12 protein-coding genes and 1 pseudogene are annotated in these 16192 nt (G+C 66.5%); 2 read left to right on the plus strand and 11 right to left on the minus strand.

Annotated elements, in window-relative coordinates:
- From BU28_RS25165 to BU28_RS0119890, 11 genes and pseudogenes are all read right to left on the minus strand, one after another.
- A pseudogene (locus BU28_RS25165) lies at nucleotides 1-442 on the minus strand (transposase family protein); the annotation flags it as partial.
- Nucleotides 443-736: 294 nt separating this feature from the next.
- On the minus strand, nucleotides 737-2599 hold the full coding sequence (locus BU28_RS0119845) for a TniQ family protein (RefSeq protein ID WP_028720965.1): 1863 nt from the start codon (nucleotides 2597-2599) through the stop codon (nucleotides 737-739).
- Entirely contained in the window at nucleotides 2596-3498 is a 903-nt protein-coding gene (locus BU28_RS24370) for a TniB family NTP-binding protein (protein ID WP_158212781.1), read from the minus strand. Before BU28_RS24370 ends, BU28_RS0119845 begins: the two co-directional genes overlap by 4 nt.
- Nucleotides 3491-4825 carry a DDE-type integrase/transposase/recombinase gene (locus BU28_RS0119855; protein ID WP_028720966.1) on the minus strand — a complete coding sequence of 445 codons (1335 nt, stop codon included), beginning with the start codon at nucleotides 4823-4825 and terminating at the stop codon, nucleotides 3491-3493. The genes BU28_RS24370 and BU28_RS0119855 overlap by 8 nt, the downstream gene beginning before the upstream one ends.
- Nucleotides 4822-5400 carry a hypothetical protein gene (locus tag BU28_RS24375; RefSeq protein WP_028720967.1) on the minus strand — a complete coding sequence of 193 codons (579 nt, stop codon included), beginning with the start codon at nucleotides 5398-5400 and terminating at the stop codon, nucleotides 4822-4824. The genes BU28_RS0119855 and BU28_RS24375 overlap by 4 nt, the downstream gene beginning before the upstream one ends.
- Nucleotides 5397-6080 (minus strand): TnsA endonuclease N-terminal domain-containing protein, encoded by a 684-nt coding sequence (locus tag BU28_RS0119865; RefSeq protein ID WP_081791490.1) that lies wholly within the window; start codon nucleotides 6078-6080, stop codon nucleotides 5397-5399. Before BU28_RS0119865 ends, BU28_RS24375 begins: the two co-directional genes overlap by 4 nt.
- 559 nt (nucleotides 6081-6639) lie before the next feature.
- A complete protein-coding gene (locus BU28_RS0119870) occupies nucleotides 6640-10236 on the minus strand; it encodes a vitamin B12-dependent ribonucleotide reductase (RefSeq protein WP_028720969.1) in 3597 nt (1198 codons plus the stop codon).
- A 390-nt stretch (nucleotides 10237-10626) separates the two neighbouring features.
- Nucleotides 10627-11187, minus strand: coding sequence for a 5-formyltetrahydrofolate cyclo-ligase (locus BU28_RS0119875; protein ID WP_036763800.1), 561 nt, complete (start codon nucleotides 11185-11187; stop codon nucleotides 10627-10629).
- The gene (gene mgtE / locus BU28_RS0119880) at nucleotides 11172-12557 is read right to left on the minus strand and encodes a magnesium transporter (protein ID WP_028720971.1); all 1386 of its coding nucleotides are present in this window, start codon (nucleotides 12555-12557) and stop codon (nucleotides 11172-11174) included. Before mgtE ends, BU28_RS0119875 begins: the two co-directional genes overlap by 16 nt.
- 63 nt (nucleotides 12558-12620) lie before the next feature.
- On the minus strand, nucleotides 12621-13460 hold the full coding sequence (gene hisN / locus BU28_RS0119885; RefSeq protein WP_080622921.1) for a histidinol-phosphatase: 840 nt from the start codon (nucleotides 13458-13460) through the stop codon (nucleotides 12621-12623).
- A 77-nt stretch (nucleotides 13461-13537) separates the two neighbouring features.
- Nucleotides 13538-13897: a helix-turn-helix domain-containing protein gene (locus tag BU28_RS0119890; protein WP_028720973.1), complete on the minus strand. Its 360-nt coding sequence runs from the start codon at nucleotides 13895-13897 to the stop codon at nucleotides 13538-13540.
- 224 nt (nucleotides 13898-14121) lie between these two features.
- Between BU28_RS0119890 and BU28_RS0119895 the strand changes: the two genes are divergently transcribed.
- Together BU28_RS0119895 and BU28_RS0119900 are read left to right on the plus strand one after the other, a co-directional pair.
- Nucleotides 14122-15036, plus strand: a complete 915-nt coding sequence (locus BU28_RS0119895) for an NADPH:quinone oxidoreductase family protein (RefSeq protein ID WP_233144980.1) — start codon at nucleotides 14122-14124, stop codon at nucleotides 15034-15036.
- 122 nt (nucleotides 15037-15158) lie between these two features.
- Entirely contained in the window at nucleotides 15159-15929 is a 771-nt protein-coding gene (locus tag BU28_RS0119900; RefSeq protein ID WP_028720975.1) for a Bax inhibitor-1/YccA family protein, read from the plus strand.
- Nucleotides 15930-16192: the final 263 nt, after the last annotated feature.

The raw sequence follows: 16192 nt of genomic DNA on the forward strand, positions 1-16192 counted from the left end.
GAAATAGCCGATGGGGTAACGCTTGAACTTCTGACGTTCCGGCCTATCGCCATCCACATCCGGCAGGCGCGATAGCCCATGCCGCTGCAGGCAGCGATGCAATGCCGAACGCGTCAGATGGGGAATGGATGGTTGCAGGGCATAGAGGCAGTCGTCCAGCGGCAGCAGCGTGTGGCGCCTGAACGCCACGACTGTTGCTTCTTCCTCTGCACTCAGGCTCGTGGAGCGCGGCTCCTTCGGCCCGGTCTTCAGATCCTCCACTGTGGCCCGCTTGCGCCATTTTGACACGGTCTTGGGGTTGATGCCCAGCTCCCGGCTCAGTGACGCGGTCGAAGCTTGCGATCATTCGGGCCAGCCCTGGAACCGATGGCGGGCAGTCCCTCATTATTGCTGCTCGGATGGCGTGCGTGGTCTTGGCGCTCCCGTGACGAACTTGGCCCAGAATGCCTCCTTCCATTCCCAAGAAAGGACCGCACCATCAAACCGTGGGATCAAACAGCTAGCCGGCGAGAATGGACAACTCGCCCTCTAGAATGGCCAATTTATGGGTTACGCGACACGGTCAGCTGTTACCTCACCCAAAAAATGACCATTTAGATTGAGAAAAACAATAGTTTACCGAGCAGAAAGCTCGATACATGACCATTATGTCCCTGAAATCTGTCCACTTTCCGGACTTGCGCAAGAAAAAACCGCGCTCTTTCAAGCGCAGTTTAGCCTTTTCGACGCCTTCGGGTCAAGCGTTACGTATCGCCTCGAAGAAGCGTGGTTCGCGCCGGTAAATCCTTGCGCGAACGCGCTTCGCGGGAAACGCGGGCGAGATGTGGGCCGCATCGAGCCTCCGGACGGCCTCGGACGGGAAAAGCCTCAGGATGCGCGCCTCGTCGGTCATAAAGACGTATCTTCCGGCGAATATCTCCAGGTCCTGCCGTCGAAAAACCGGACGCTCTCCGCCGTTCCAGCGGACACGTCGGGCCTCTCTAAGCCCGGCAGGAGCCAGATCAGGCGAGGCGAGCCTGATCACCACCTCGGGGGAGGTTCGCAGGAACGCGGCGGCGGAACTGACGCAGATCTCGTCAGGATGCTCGGGCGATGTCAGGGCCTCCCGCACGGCCTCGCTGCGAAACCGCAGAGCGTCGAGGCGACGGCCTTTCGCGGTAATCGCCCGAATGTCGGCAAGCCCGCCGTTCAGGACTGCCTCGATGACGCGACCGCTGGACACGCCGGTTTGCCGTGACACCGCCGAGAGATTTGTCCATCCGGAGACCTCAGCGGCTTGCGCCTCAGCCCGTGTCGCAACGTCCCGCAGAAACATGTCCATCTCGGATCTCCGATAACCGGTTCGGCGCAGGCCGGCACGACCGTTTCCGATCGGGGCGATGACGCCCGCGTCAAGGAGGGATTTCGCGACACTGCGAGAGCAGCCGAGATATTCGGGAAGATCGTTGAACCGCAGCGCGCTGCTCAGATCCTTGGCCAGTATTTCCGCGCCCGCCGAATCCAGGAGAATGAAGTTCGGCGTCCGAGCGTCGTCAGGCGAGATCATCCCCTCGGCCTCCAGCGCGCGCCTGAAGCGCTTCGGATGAGCGGCTGATGTTCGGCCCGCGCGACGAAGCGTCACTCCGTCCGGCGCGGGTGCCGGCTCCCCACCCACATTAGTGCCCTCATCATACGGGAACGCCCTGAACATGGCGTCCCGGAAGACGCTTCGCGACGGATCTGCCGATCTGCCCGGTCCAGCCTTGGCGAAGAAGTCGTGCAGGGCGCCGAAGGTGGCGCGTGGCGCGAACCGCTTCATCCCGCGACCCGTTGCGTCGCTGGCGATCCGGTCCAAAAAAGCGTGTAGCCCGTCAGGCCCTCCGTTCATGATCGTGAACCCGGCACGTGCCTCTTCAGACGTCGCGGAAGCCGCGTCCTCGTGATTGACGTTGACGCCGCGCGTCGCGACCACGCCGATCATTTCCGTCACATTGATCGCGTCCCTGAGCTCGTGGGCGTCCAGGAAGGGCTGGCCCCGGGCACCATTCAGCCGATCCTCGACATAGGTCTGGAGGGGGCTTTCCTCCGTTGCCAGTCTCAGGGCCCGTGAGATCATGCCCGGGTCCCGGCCGATCAGTGCGGGAAAGTCGGCCATCGCCGACCGGGCGTCTGACGCGTCGATGTCGGTAAGCGCCAAACGGTGACGCGAGCAGACGCGACATGTCCTGATCTGCCATATCGTCCGGTGCGCCCAGGGGGCGCCCAAGTGATACGGATGGTCCGACGCGTCCTCCTCCACGCAGGCCGGGCAGAAGCGGACAGGCCCCACGATAACGGCGCGGGAGCAGAGGGCGTGCCCGCGGAACAGGTATCTTGATCGGGTCGTGCGGATCAGCGCGTCATGGCCAAGGGACTCGACCGGCTCGCCGCCCACCTCGGCGAGCGCGGCGAGCGCCGTCTTTTCGCCGCGGCAGACGCCGGCGCGGGAAAGGCCGACCAGTCTGCAAAAATCGTGCGCCGACGCCCCGACGTGAAAGCTCGCCAGCCGGGAGAGCCATGAGGAGGGGGACTCGCCCGCCCGTCTGGGCAGCGTCGGGAAGAGCCTTTCAGGAACGGTCATTCTTTACCCATCCCCAGAAACGGGTTGGCGTCGAACGGGACCCCCTCCCGGAACCCCCAGGACTCGGCGAGATGCTGACGGTCGACCGAGGTCGCTCTTTCCTGGCCGGCGAGTTCGATCGCGTCGAGAACGCCCTCGATCATGCGGCCGAACCCGTAATCGGCCGCCCGGGCCAGCGCCAGCAGATCGGCCTCGCTCATGTCGGACGCGAGCCCCGCCCTGTCGCAGTAGCCCGTCGCAAGCTCCATAAGGTCACGCCCGTCGCACTCCCAGGTCACCGGCCGGAGCGAGAGCTTGGCCATCCTGCGCGACACCTGCTCGTCGGAACGCACAGCGTCCTCCAGCATGGGCAGCCCCGAAGGCACGGGGACGACGGCATGATCCCCTTTCATCAGGGTCTTGATCGTGTTCAGGATGCCGTGGCGCTCCCTCGGGAGGCCGGTCCGGAACACGTCATGCGCCTCGTCTATCCAAAGGACCACCACCCCGAAGAGGGCCATCCGATGCCTCACCCGTTCCCAGATCTTGTGTTGCGGGTCGCGCGCGCCGGACATGTCCAGGCCGGTCACGCGGATGATCTCCGCGCCGAGGCTTTTGAGCGTCGCGGGGCTCGGCACGTCGATGGCGAGGGTCGGCATGGCGGCCGGCCCGGCCGCCGGGCCTAGCAGGTCGCGAAGCCCGCGTGCCACCAGCGAGGTCTTGCCTTGGCCGGGCGCGCCGGTGACCACGAGGCCGCGCGTCTCGCGCGTGGCGCCGAAGAGCCGGGGGCGAAGCGGCTGAGCCGGATCTTCGCCGGACGTCAGAAGCGCCCCCATGTGCCGCCTGAAGTCCGAGTCACGATCCCTCTCGACGTAAAGGGATCTGAGGCGGTCCATGCGGGAGCGGGAAAAGTCACTCATCGTCAGCCTCCCGCAAACGCCAGCCGCCCGCCCGACCGGGACCGCCCTGCCGCCCGGCACGCGGCTCGCCGTCGGCCACGAACCCGCCGGCGAGGATATCGCCCGCTCGGGCATCCGCGGCCTCGGCGGAGAGGGCCGGGAACCCCGTGAAGAGGCGCGCCTCCGCGCGCCCCAACGCTTCCGTCGTCCAGTTTCGGGACGTGATCCCGGCGGCGCGGCAGGCGTCGTCGTTGATCCGGTCGATCTCCTCCAGCGCCTCATTGACCGCAACGCCGGCCGCCGCCGCGCTCCGGAGCCCCGATGCGCGAACGCGCCGAACCACGAGCTCCCAGGCGGCCGCGGTCACCCCTCTGAATCGGGGATCAGCGGCCGGGACCCCGTCCCAGCCCGCTCCGAAATCCGCCTCGATCCGGCCCAGATCCTCGGGCGACCACCTGACCTCCAACGTTCGCCCCGGGTTCCGGACGCGCCAGGCCGCAAGTTCGCGGCTCTGATACCGGACCCCCATCACGCTGACCCCGCCGCTTTGGGGCACGCGCGAGAGGCGAACGCCGAAAACGAGCCGCCGCAGGCGAGCGTCCGGCGGCGGGATCACCCCGAACTGGTCGTCGGCGCTGAGCGCTCGCCATACCTGAAGCGGGGTCCGTCCGGCGAGCCCCGCGTGAGGCCGGTTGTGATAGACGTCCACCACCCAGCGGATCAGGGCGCGGCCGAGATCATCCGCCGTCAGGGCGGCGGGGGCCTCAATGTCCGCGTCGCCGCGTTCGAGCACGTTGCCGAAGGTGCGGCCCGTCAGCCGGGCCAGCAGGTCCGTGCCGATGCTGCGAAACACCCGCTCGATATAGGGCCGCATCCAGGGCGTGCCCGCCGGCGCCCGTTCCACCGCGATCCGCAGGTCATGGCAGGCGGCCCGGAACTCGGCGGACTTGTAGGCCGCGCCGCAATCGGTGACGACCAGCTCCGGCGTGCCATGCATGTCCCAGGGGGAGAGGGCGCCGACCGCGTTCGCCCAGGGGCCCTTGTCGAGCGTGACCAGCTCCAGGGTGCGCAACGCCGTCGCGGCGGTGGGGGACTTGTCGAGCTTCATCGCGACGATGCAGCGCGAGGTCGCGTCGATCGCCACCGAGAGCCAAAGCCTTTCGGTTTTGGCGCGGTCTCCAATGCCGGACTCGTCCAGAAGGTCCCCGAGGCCCATATCGGAAATCAGGGTCAGCAGATCGACCAGCCACTCGTCGATCTCGACCCGCTCCAGGAGCCGGGTCGGCGCGAGGCCGGCGGAGACGGCGCGATGCTTGCGCAGCGCCGCCGCCTGGCCCAGGCGCTTCACGTCGATCTCGAACGGGTCCAGGCGCGCGATCGCCTGGCCGGTGGCCTTGTGGGACGGGACGGGCAGTTCGGCGTCGCCCGCCGCGTGGTTCGAGCGTTCACGAGCCGCAGGGTCCTGGGCGAGGGGGGGACATGGCACTTGCGGTCCCCGGTGTATCCGGCCTCGCCGCGCACGATCTCGTTCGCGGCCCGGGTCATCCGGCCCATCGCGGCGTAGAGCGACGCGTCCGTCCGGGACAGCTTGCCGGCCGCCTCCATGTCGAGGAAGGCCTGGACGTAGGCGTTGCGCCGCCTGATCACGTCCATCTGCCGGCCGCCGAGCCGTGACAGGCAGGCCGCGTCGGTATTGGCCGCGCCGTGCGGCGCGTAATGGTCACGCCGGATCTCGACGTCTTCGGATAACCGGCGGGCCAGGTCATGATGCGAGATCTGGACTGACAGGCCGTCCCGTCCGGGGCGGACGAGGACGTAGCCGCCCTCGGTCGCGTGTCCGACCTCGTGCGGGACGCCGCCGATAATCACGCAATCATGCCTGGAGAGCCGCCACGCGGGGACGGCGCGCGGAAGAGTGCTCATGCGGCCACCCCCGTCGGGGCGACCAGGGTGTCCGGCGTGATCGGCGAACGTCCGTGCGGCGCGAGCGCGCCGTCCCGAACCAGGCTCAGGACCGCCCGCGCCCCGGCACAGCCAGCGCCGGAAGCCTTGGCGATGGCGCCGATGGGCGACGCGCCCCCCATCGTTCGAACGACACTGGTCACGGCGGCCAACGCGTCGGGACATACGGGGCCGAGCCGGTTGAGGAGGGTCGCGTTGCGCACCTCGACCGGGTCGGTGTCGCGATCCGTCACCAGGACGATACGGGCCGCGAAAGCGGGATCGATCTGCGCAGCGATCTCGGCCAGCGCCACACGCACGCCGCTGCTGATGACGCGGGCCGCCGGCTTCACCGCGACAGCGACCCTCTCGCCAGAGCGGAGCGTGACCAGGAAGTCGAACGTGTGGTGCCGCACCACTCCGGACCCGTCCCTCCACGCCACGCGCGGCGGCTGTTCGGCAACGTCGGCAACGTCGGAGCGGGCGCGAAGCACCTCAAGCACCTGCATCTCAAGATGACTCTCGAAATAGACGACGCGGGCGCCGCTGAAATCGGCGACAAGCTCCCCGGTGAAATGGTGCTTGCCGACGACCCCTCCACGGGACGCCAGAGACGGCGCGGGCGGCACGATCGTGCCGCCCGTAAAATGAGACTGAGTCATGCGAAATACCCCCGAGACACGCGCAATAAGACCGCTCCGAAGCCGGAACGGGATGATCAGCCGTCTGTCTCGGGGATTAGATCTCCCGGAGCGCGCCTACGGCGCGGCCCGTGTCAGGAGCAGGTCGGGCGTGCAACACGCCCTTCCGCCCCGAAACGAGGCGGCATGATAATCGGGCGCGTTTCTTGTGAGGCATCGCGTCGACCATAAATGTTTGCTGGGATACCATATGTAGTCGAATCACCCGATTCGATCAAGATGTGGATTGTCCGAATCTAAGTCACACCGGTCGGGTTCGAATTTATTAATAAAAATCAATAGTTTGATTATCGTTTGGTCGGGTAAAACCTCTTTCGCCACCACCGCGTCAAAAGGGCCGTAATTGGTAAGCCCGCGCGGGATGGAAGAAGAGCGAAAGGTGTTTCGTCCTGATTTCGTGGAATTTCAGAGGCGGCTGACCTTCCGGAGAAATCGGAAAGGACAAACCTCAGAGGGCGAGAATGGACAACTCGCCCTCCAGAATGGCCAATTTATGGGTTACGCGACATACGCGACACGGTCAGCTGCAGCCGCTGGTGCCGCCGCAGGTGTTGCACTTCATGCAGGTGCCGTTGCGCACCAGCGTATAGTTCCCGCATTCGGCGCAAGGGTCGCCTTCGTATCCCTGCAGGCGGGCCTTGGTGCGCAGGTCCACGGCGGCACCCCCCTGCGTCACGGCCAGGGTCGAAACCCCGGCCTGCAGCACCATCAGATCCTGCGGCAGGCGCTTGCGCAGATAGCCTGTCGAGCTGATCTGCTTGAGCATCTCAAGCGAGCGCGTGGCGCCTTCGACGGCCGGCGGGACAGGGGCCTGGGTTTCGCGCTCGCCTCCGCCCAGGTCGTCGAACCGCGCGCCTTGCGGCTGGACATGCGCCAGATCGGTGCGGTCCAGATAGCTGACGGCCAGTTCGCGGAAGACATAGTCCAGGATCGAGGTCGCGTTCTTGATGCTGTCGTTGCCCTGCACCATCCCCGCCGGCTCGAACCGGGTAAAGGTGAAGGCATCCACGAACTCCTCCAGCGGCACGCCGTATTGCAGGCCGACCGACACGGCGATGGCGAAATTGTTCATCATCGCGCGAAAGCCCGCGCCTTCCTTGTGCATGTCGATGAAGATCTCGCCCAGGCTGCCGTCGTCGTATTCGCCGGTCCGCAGATAGACCTTGTGCCCGCCGACCATCGCCTTTTGGGTATAGCCCTTGCGGCGCTGGGGCAGCTTTTCGCGGTGGCTGCGCACCGCCTCCTTGACGATGATCCGCTCGACCACCTTTTCGGCGATGACGGTGGCGCGTTCCTGCGGGGTGCCGCTTGCCAGCACCTCCTCGGCCTCGTCATCGCCCTCGACCAGCGCGGCCGCCAGCGGCTGGGACAGTTTCGAGCCGTCGCGGTAAAGCGCGTTGGCCTTGATCCCCAGCGACCAGGACAGTTCATAGGCCGCCAGCGCATCGGCAATCGTGGCGCTGTTGGGCATGTTGATCGTCTTCGAGATCGCGCCCGAGATGAAGGACTGCGCCGCCGCCATCATGCGGATGTGGCTTTCCACCGACAGATAGCGGGTGCCCTTCTTGCCGCAGGCGTTGGCGCAGTCGAAGATGGCCAGATGCTCGGGCTTCAGATGGGGGGCGCCTTCCAGGGTCATGGTGCCGCAGACGTGGTCGTTGGCCGCCTCGATCTGGGCCTTGGTAAAGCCCAGGTGGCGCAGCATGTCGAAGCTGGGGTCCAGAAGCTTCTCGGCCGGGATGCCCAGGGTCTGGCGGCAGAAATCCTCGCCCAGGGTCCACTGGTTGAAGATGAAGCGGATGTCGAAGGCCGATTCCAGCGCCGCCTCGATCCGGTCCAGCTCGGCCGGGCCGAAGCCGTGGCCGACCAGGCTGGCGTGGTTGATATGGGGCGCGTTCCCCAGGCTGGCGTGGCCCACGGCATAGGCGGCGATCTCGTCGATCTGGGCGGGGGTATAGCCCAGCGTCCGCAGCGCGGCGGGAACCGAGCGGTTGATGATCTTGAAATAGCCGCCGCCCGCCAGCTTCTTGAACTTGACCAGCGCGAAATCGGGCTCGATCCCGGTGGTGTCGCAATCCATGACCAGACCGATGGTGCCGGTCGGGGCGATCACGGTCGCCTGGGCGTTGCGATAGCCGTGCTCCTCGCCCAGGGTCAGGGCCTCGTCCCAGGCGTTCTGGGCCATGGCGACCAGGCGCGGGTCGGGGCAGTTCTCGACGTCCAGTTCGACGGGACGGACGTTCACCCCGTCATAGGCGCCGGTGCCATGGGCGGCGGCGCGGTGGTTGCGGATCACGCGCAGCATGGCCGCCGCATTCCGTGCATAGCCGGGGAAGGGCCCGCGCTCGGCCGCCATTTCGGCCGAGGTCGAATAGGCCACCCCCGTCATGATCGCGGTCAGCGCGCCGCACAGCGCCCTGCCTTCGGCGGAATCATAGCCCAGGCCCATCGTCATCAGCAGCCCGCCGATGTTGGCATAGCCCAGGCCCAGCGTGCGGAAGTCGTGGCTGCGCTGCGCGATCTCGGCCGAAGGGAACTGCGCCATCAGCACGCTGATTTCCAGCGTCAGGGTCCACAGCCGCGTGGCGTGGACATAGGCGTCCGCGTCAAAGCCGGTGCCGTCCCAGAAGGTCAGCAGGTTCATCGACGCCAGATTGCAGGCGGTATCGTCCAGGAACATGTATTCGCTGCACGGGTTGCTGGCACGGATCGGCCCGTCCTCGGGGCAGGTGTGCCAGGCGTTCACCGTGTCGTGGAACTGGATGCCGGGATCGGCGCAGGCCCAGGCGGCATGGCCGATCTGGTCCCACAGCTCGCGGGCGCGCACGGTCCTGGCGGTGCTGCCGTCGGTGCGGCGGACCAGTTCCCACGGCAGGTCGTCGCGGACGGCGCGTAGGAAGGCGTCCGTCACCCGCACCGAATTGTTCGAGTTCTGCCCGGAAACCGAGGCATAGGCATCCGAATCCCAATCCGTGTCATAGGTTGGGAATTCAATCGAATCAAAGCCCTGCCGGGCATATTGCAGAACCCGGTTGATATAGGTTTCGGGGATCATGCTGCGCTTGGCGCCGCGGATCGCCGCCTTCAGGGCGGGGTTCAGGGCGGGATCGGTGGCATCCTGGGTGCTGCCGTCCCATTCCCGAATCGCTGCGAAGATCTCGTTCAGCTTCCGTTCGTGCATCTTGGAGCCGGCCACCAGCGACGCGACCTTCTGTTCCTCGATGACCTTCCAGTTGATGAACTGCTCGATGTCGGGGTGATCCATGTCGCAGATCACCATCTTTGCCGCGCGTCGGGTCGTACCGCCCGATTTGATCGCGCCGGCTGCCCGGTCTCCGATCTTCAGGAAGCCCATGAGCCCCGAAGATTTCCCGCCGCCCGACAGTTTCTCGCCCTCCCCTCGAAGGGACGAAAAATTGGTGCCCGTTCCCGAGCCGTATTTGAAGAGCCGCGCCTCGCGCACCCACAGGTCCATGATGCCGCCGTCGTTCACCAGGTCGTCGCTGACCGACTGGATGAAGCAGGCATGGGGCTGGGGATGTTCATAGGCGCTGTCCGACCGCACCAGCTTGCCGGTCCGGTAATCGACATAGAAATGCCCTTGGGACGGGCCGTCGATGCCATAGGCCCAATGCAGCCCGGTGTTGAACCATTGCGGACTGTTCGGCGCCCCCATCTGGCGCGCCAGCATGTGGCGCATCTCGTCGTAATAGGCGCGGGCGCTTTCCTCGTCCGAGAAATATTCGCCCTTCCAGCCCCAATAGGCCCAGGCGCCTGCCAGACGGTCGAACACCTGGCGGGCCGAGGTCTCGCCCACAAGGCGCTCAGCTTCGGGCAATTCGGCCAGGGCCACCTCGTCCGCGACCGAGCGCCACAGGAATTCCGGGACGCCCTTTTCCTTGACCCGCTTCAGCCGCGCCGGCACCCCCGCCTTGCGGAAGTACTTCTGGGCGATCACGTCCGAGGCGACCTGGCTCCACCCTTCGGGAACCTCGACGGCCTCGTTGCGAAAGACGATCTGGCCGTCCGGGTTGCGGATCTCGCTGGCGGTCGTGGTAAAGGCGATCCCGCCATAGGCTCCGCCGCGTTCGGTGGTAAAGCGCCGCTCGATTTTCATCCTGCACCCCGATCTGCCTGCCGCCCGCCCGGATGCACGGCGCAGACCCGGCGACGCCATGCGTCGTCCAGGACCGCAGCGCGCGGGCAAGGCTGTTGATGTCTGTCTGTCTGCCGCCGCTGCCCGGACCGTGCGTGGCACAAGATCTGGTGGCTGGGCGATCATGACGCACAAACTGACGCGCGTCGCGAGTCGATTCAACGTGAAAATTTTTACATGAATGTCAGCTTGAGGTTGACAGTCGCCCCGGCGCGACAGGCCGTAGATTCGTCGTCACCCCGGGTTAATTTCATCCACCTGTGCGGCCCTTGGGCAAAACCCAAGCGATCCGGCGGTTGGTCACAGCTTATCCACCGCCTTGCCCACAGGTCGGGTTGCGGTTTTGTTCGCCTAACCCCGCGCCAAAGGTTTTTTCGCCGGAACCAGAATCCGGCGGTCCGTGACGACCAGATCCAGCGGCTGGTCGGTCGGTTCGGCGGGAATCGGGGGCACCTCTTGCGTGTCATAGGCGAATCCCACGGCCAGCACCTCCCCGTCCCGGCGCAGCACCTCGAGCGTGCGGTCATAGAAGCCGCCGCCATAGCCCAGCCGGTTGCCGACCAGGTCAAAGCCGGCCAAGGGCACGATCAGCACCTGGGGAACCAGAACCGGCGCGTCCTCGGGCGGATGGCTGGTGCCGAAGGTCCCGCCCTCGAGCCGGCCGTCATGGCGGCGAAAGACCAGCGGCCGGGCCGGGCCCGTCACCACGGGCAGGCAGACCGGCCCCGCATGCGCGTCCATCGCGGGACGCGGATCGGCCTCGCCCCGCATGGGCCAGTAGCCGGCCAGAACCTTGCCCGCATGGGGTTCCAGGACCTCGCGCAGGTTCCTCGTCAGGGCCGCGTCGTCGCCCCCCTGGGCGCGCGCGGCCAGCGCCCGCAGGCGCAATTCGGATTTCAGATCAGCATCCATGTCGCCAGCCCCAGGAAAGCAAAGAATCCCATCATGTCGGTCATCGTGGTGACGAAGGTGCCCGAGGCCAGTGCCGGATCCAGCCCCAGCCGGCTAAGTCCCAGCGGCACCAGCACGCCCCCCGTGGCGGCGACGATCTGGTTGGCGATCATCGCCATGCCCAGCACGACCCCGATCATCGGCGCGCCCAGGATGAAGGTGCCGGCCAGGAACAGGATCACCGCCAGTCCCAGCCCGTTCAGCAGCCCCGCCGCCAGTTCGCGCAGGATGACGCGCCGCGCATTGCCGCTGGTCAGTTCCCGCGTGGCCAGCGCCCGGACCGCGACCGCCAGCGACTGGGTGCCCGCAATGCCGCCCGTCGAGGCGACGATGGGCATCAGCGCGGCCAGGATCACCAACTGCGCCACCGTCGCCTCGAACCGCGAGATGACCAGCGCGGACAGCGAGGCGGTGAACAGGTTGATGACCAGCCAGGGCAGGCGCTGCCGCGCCGTCTGAAGCGGCCCGTCCGAGACATGGCTTTCGTCCGAGACGCGGGCCATGCGCAGGAAGTCCTCCTCATGCTCCTCGTCCAGGACCGACATGGCGTCGTCGATGGTGATGATGCCCACCAGCCGGTCGTGGTCATCGACCACCGGCGCCGAGATCAGGTGATACTTGTTGAAGGCATAGGCCACGTCGCCTTCGTCCTGCCGGGCCGAGATGGTGCGGAAGCTGTCCTCGGTGATGTCGCGCAGGGGGATGTGGCGGCGCGAGGCCAAGAGCTTGCCCAGCGTCACATAGCCCGTCGGATGGCGGCGCGGATCGACCAGGACGACGTGATAGAACTGATCGGGCAGCCAGTCCTCCTGCCGCAGAAAGTCGATGGTCTCGCCCACCGTCCAGTGTTCGGGTGCCGTCACGACCTCGGACTGCATCAGGCGGCCGGCCGAGTATTCGGGATAGGTCAGCGACTGTTCGACGGCCGCCCGGTCGCTGTCGTCCAGCGCCGCCAGGATGGCCTGCTGCTCGGGCGCCTCCATGTCCTCGATCAGGTCGACGACATCGTCGCTGTCCATCTCGCGCACGGCTTCGGCCAGCACGGCGCGGGGCAGCTGCTCGATCACCTCCTCGCGGATCGACTCGTCGATCTCGGTCAGGATGTCGCCGTCGATCTCGCCCGAGTAAAGCTGCAGGAACTCGCGCCGGCGCTGCGGGGTCAGCTGTTCGATCAGGTCGGCGATGTCGGCCGCGTGCACCGGGTCCAGAAGCGCATCCAGAAGCGGGCCGTCGCCCTCGTCGATGGCTCGCTCGATGGCGTTCAGGTCGTGCCGGCTCAGCTGGAAGTCGTCTTCCGTTGCGTCGGCTTCGGCATCGCGATGCTCGGTCATGGCGGGCTCACTTTGGGCGGGCGGTTCGTGTTGGCGGCACCATAGGGGGGATGGAGCCGCGCCTCAATCGTCCGCCGGGCCGAGAAGCGCCAGCGCCTGGGCGTGAAGCGCGGGCGACCCGGCGGCCAGGATCCGGCCGCCGCCATGGGCAGGGCGGCCCTGCCAGTCGGTCACGATCCCGCCCGCCGCCTGGACGACGGCGATCGGGGCGGCCACGTCATAGGCCTGCAGGCCCGCCTCGATCACCAGATCGACATGGCCCGCGGCAAGCAGGGCGTAGGCATAGCAGTCAAGGCCATAGCGGGTCAGCCGCACCCGGTCGGCGACGCGACGAAAGGCGGCATGTTCGGCAGGGCTGCCCACCTCGGGGTAGGTGGTCATCAGCGTGGCCTGGGCCAAGTCGACCCCCTGGCGGGCGGCCAGCGCGCGGGTGCCCGCGCGATCCGACAGGCTGGCGCGGCCGAACCCGCCCTCGAACCGCTCGCCAAGGTGGGGCTGGTCCACGATGCCATAGATCGGGCCGTCGGCCGCGGTCACGCCGATCAGGACGCCCCAGCTGGGCGCCCCGGCCATGAAGGCGCGGGTCCCGTCGATCGGGTCCAGCACCCAGGTCAGGCCGCTTGTGCCGGGCTGTGCGCCGAATTCCTCGCCCAGGATGGCGTCGTCGGGGCGGGCCTCGGCCAGGATCGCGCGCATGGCGCGTTCGCTGGCACGATCCGCCTCGGTGACGGGGTCAAAGCCCTTCTGGGCCTTGTTGTCGGGATGCAGGTCCGGGCTGCGGAACAGCCGCAGCGTTTCGACCCGCGCCGCGTCGGCCAGCCGGTGCGCCGTCGCGACGATCCCAGCGGCCGTGTCCGGGGAAATGCCGGCACTCGCGCCGGCCGGCCTTTGGACTTCGTGCATGGACACCCCGCGGCTGTGACAGGGATCACAGATAGCGCGCCTTTCCCCCAAGCGAAAGCCCAGGCGCCCCGGTCGGGTCAGGCGGCGTCCGACAGCACCCGCGCCAGTTCAAAGATCTGGCGGCGCTGCGCCTCGGGCATGGCGTAATAGGCGCGGACCAGCTGCAGCGCCTCCTTGTCGCCCAGGATGTCGCCTTCGACCGTGGCCTGAACCTGCCCGTCCTCGAGCCCCTCGAAGAAGAAGCTGACCGGAACCTCGACCGCCTGCGCGATGTCCCACAGGCGCGATGCCGAAACCCGGTTCATGCCGGTTTCGTACTTCTGGATCTGCTGGAACTTGATGCCGACCTTTTCGGCCAGCTGCTGCTGGGTCATTCCGATCATCCAGCGACGATGGCGGATCCGCTTGCCCACGTGGACATCGACGTTATGCTTCATGGTAACACCTCACTCACTCAATCTGAACGTGCACTATAGCATCGTGCCGCAATTTTCGAGCGCGAACTGGATCATCTGACCAAAAAGACAATCCCTTTGACGCTCTGCCCGGCTTTGCGGTTACTTGCGCAAACCCGGTGGCAGCTTCGGGGAATATGGCAGGGGGAAATATGGCTGGATACTGGAAAGTGATGGGGTTGTCCGAAAAGGCAACTTCGCCCGCGATGGGCGAGTGGCCCGCCCGTGCGCCGGGACCGGACGAGGTGGTGGTCAGACTGCGCGCGGCGGCGCTGAACTTTGCCGACCTGCTGATGCTGGACGGGCGCTATCAGGACACCCCGCCGCGCCCCTTCATCCCCGGCCTCGAAGGCGCGGGCGAGGTGATCGAGGCCGGGCCCGAGGCGGGGCTCGCGCCCGGCACGCGCGTCGCCGTCTACAGCCAGGGCACCATGGCCGAGGCGAATGTCTTTCCCGCCGCGCATTGCGTGCCGATCCCCGACACGATGGGCTGGGCCGAGGCGGCGGGTTTCCTGATCGCTTACGGCACCAGCCACCTGGCGCTGTCCCATCGCGCAGGCCTGCGTGCGGGCGATGCGCTGGCCGTGCTGGGCGCCGCCGGCGGGGTCGGGCTGACGGCGGTCGAGATCGGCGCCGCGCTGGGGGCGCGGGTGATCGCCGTGGCCCGGGGGGCGGCACGGCTTGAAACGGCCCGCGCGGCCGGCGCGGCCGAGACCATCGACAGCGAGACCTGCCCCGACCTGCGCGCGGCGCTGCGGGCACTGGGCGGGGTCGATGTGGTCTATGACCCCGTCGGCGACGCGCTGGGTGAGGCGGCGTTCGGCGCGCTGCGCCCGGGCGGGCGCTTCCTGCTGATCGGCTTTGCCGGGGGCAAGCCGCCCCGGCTGCCGCTGAACCATGCGCTGGTCAAGAACATCGCCATCCACGGGCTGTACTGGGGCGCCTATCGTACGCTCGATCCCGGTGCCATGCGGGACAGCCTGACCGCGTTGATGGCGCTTTACCAGGCGGGCCGGCTGCACCCCCACGTCGGCGCCACCCTGCCGCTGGAGCGCCTGCCCGAGGCCTATGCGCTGCTGGAAAGCCGCAGCACCTCGGGCAAGATCGTCGTGACGATCTGACTTTTGCGTCACCGGCCGGGCGGCGGGGCGGTGGCGCATTGAAAATCCTGCGAACTCTGCCAATATCCTGCGTGATGGTGGGCCGGCATGGCCGCACCGCGATTTTCGACCGGGGAGAACCGATGCAAGACTACAACACGATCCGCACGGCCGGGACCGCGACGCGCTCGGCCGCCGTGGACGAAGGGCTTCGCGCCTATATGAACAAGGTCTATGGCCTGATGGCCGTGGGCATGCTTGTTACCGCCGGCGCCGCCTGGGGCATGGCCGGACTGGCGTTGTCGGACGTGCAGACGCCCTATGCGCTGGGTAACGGCCAGTACCTGACCGAGTTCGGCAAGACCCTGTACCTGTCGCCCTTCAAGTGGCTGGTGATGTTCGCGCCGCTGCTGATGGTCTTTGCCTTCGGCGCCGCGCTGAACCGGCTTTCGGTGCAGGGCGCGACCACGCTGTTCTATGCCTTCGCCGCCGTCATGGGCGTGTCGATCAGCTGGATCTTTGCCGCCTATACCTCGGTGTCGATCGTGCAGACCTTCCTGGTGACGGCCATCGCCTTTGCCGGCCTGTCGCTTTACGGCTACACAACCAAGCGCGACCTGTCGGGCATGGGCACCTTCCTGATGATGGGCCTGATCGGGCTGATCGTCGCCTCGATCGTGAACATCTTCCTGAAGTCCAGCGCCATGCAGTTCGCCATCTCGGTGATCGGCGTGCTGATCTTTGCGGGGCTGACCGCGTTCGACACGCAGAACATCAAGAATACCTATCTGCGCCTGGCGAACTCGGATCGAGATTTTCTGGGCAAGGCCGCGATCATGGGCGCGCTGCAGCTGTATCTGGACTTCCTGAACCTGTTCATGTTCCTGCTGCAGTTCATGGGCAACCGCGAATAAGCGGGCGTTCCATCCACGAGATTCGCGACAAGGCCGGGCATCTGCCCGGTCTTATCCATTTGTTCTGCCATGGTTCCTGCGCAGGGATCCCGGCGCTCTGACCCTTTGGCTTCGCCGGCCTGTCGCCTGTCAATTTTCCAGACATGACGTACAAAATAACGCGGAATGATTATCCATGAAATCCAATGCAATGATGCAGGTAATATTGGTTAACGCTTTCATTTAAAAAGATTCCGTACTGACAAGTTCAGCAATTCTTCTTG

The sequence above is a fragment of the Paracoccus yeei ATCC BAA-599 genome, assembly GCF_000622145.1.
Classification (GTDB): Bacteria; Pseudomonadota; Alphaproteobacteria; order Rhodobacterales; family Rhodobacteraceae; genus Paracoccus; species Paracoccus yeei.

What these genes read in the sequence shown, in the direction of transcription:
- BU28_RS0119875 (WP_036763800.1), bottom strand. Translation starts at nt 11,187, where the DNA reads ATGGATGCTGATCTGAAATCCGAATTGCGCCTGCGGGCGCTGGCCGCG.
- BU28_RS0119870 (WP_028720969.1), bottom strand. Translation starts at nt 10,236, where the DNA reads ATGAAAATCGAGCGGCGCTTTACCACCGAACGCGGCGGAGCCTATGGC.
- BU28_RS0119890 (WP_028720973.1), bottom strand. Translation starts at nt 13,897, where the DNA reads ATGAAGCATAACGTCGATGTCCACGTGGGCAAGCGGATCCGCCATCGT.
- BU28_RS24375 (WP_028720967.1), bottom strand. Translation starts at nt 5,400, where the DNA reads ATGAGCACTCTTCCGCGCGCCGTCCCCGCGTGGCGGCTCTCCAGGCAT.
- BU28_RS0119845 (WP_028720965.1), bottom strand. Translation starts at nt 2,599, where the DNA reads ATGACCGTTCCTGAAAGGCTCTTCCCGACGCTGCCCAGACGGGCGGGC.
- BU28_RS0119895 (WP_233144980.1), top strand. Translation starts at nt 14,122, where the DNA reads ATGGGCGAGTGGCCCGCCCGTGCGCCGGGACCGGACGAGGTGGTGGTC.
- mgtE (WP_028720971.1), bottom strand. Translation starts at nt 12,557, where the DNA reads ATGACCGAGCATCGCGATGCCGAAGCCGACGCAACGGAAGACGACTTC.
- BU28_RS24370 (WP_158212781.1), bottom strand. Translation starts at nt 3,498, where the DNA reads ATGAGTGACTTTTCCCGCTCCCGCATGGACCGCCTCAGATCCCTTTAC.
- BU28_RS0119900 (WP_028720975.1), top strand. Translation starts at nt 15,159, where the DNA reads ATGCAAGACTACAACACGATCCGCACGGCCGGGACCGCGACGCGCTCG.
- hisN (WP_080622921.1), bottom strand. Translation starts at nt 13,460, where the DNA reads ATGCACGAAGTCCAAAGGCCGGCCGGCGCGAGTGCCGGCATTTCCCCG.
- BU28_RS0119865 (WP_081791490.1), bottom strand. Translation starts at nt 6,080, where the DNA reads ATGACTCAGTCTCATTTTACGGGCGGCACGATCGTGCCGCCCGCGCCG.